This is a genomic window from Neorhizobium sp. LMR1-1-1.1 (genome assembly GCF_040675795.1).
Classification (GTDB): domain Bacteria; phylum Pseudomonadota; class Alphaproteobacteria; order Rhizobiales; family Rhizobiaceae; genus Neorhizobium; species Neorhizobium cellulosilyticum.
In genome coordinates this window covers 1-255 of the sequence record NZ_JBEGHE010000104.1, presented here as the reverse complement: position 1 = coordinate 255, position 255 = coordinate 1, and the positions used below count along the sequence as shown (strand labels likewise).

The window sequence follows — 255 nt, the reverse complement described above, 5'->3', positions numbered from 1 at the left end:
AACAGCTTGTCGCCGGCTGCATGATCCTGCCGCATCGTCACCGGTAGCTTCAACGCCCAGCCGCGATAAAGGTCGCAGTATCGACTATAGCGATAACCATCCGGATGAAGACCGATGTATTCGTCCCATAGGATCTGCAGCGTCACATGCTTGCGCTTCAGCTCGCGGTGGACCTGCGCCCAATCTGGTTCCGGCGCGCGGCGATGTCCTATCTTCGTCCCGGCCCCCCTGTAGAGGGCCGCCTCCAGGACTGCG

At 61.2% G+C, this 255-nt stretch carries 1 pseudogene; it reads right to left on the bottom strand.

Annotated elements, in window-relative coordinates:
- Positions 1 to 255, bottom strand: a pseudogene (locus MRBLMR1_RS30885) (IS21 family transposase); the annotation flags it as partial.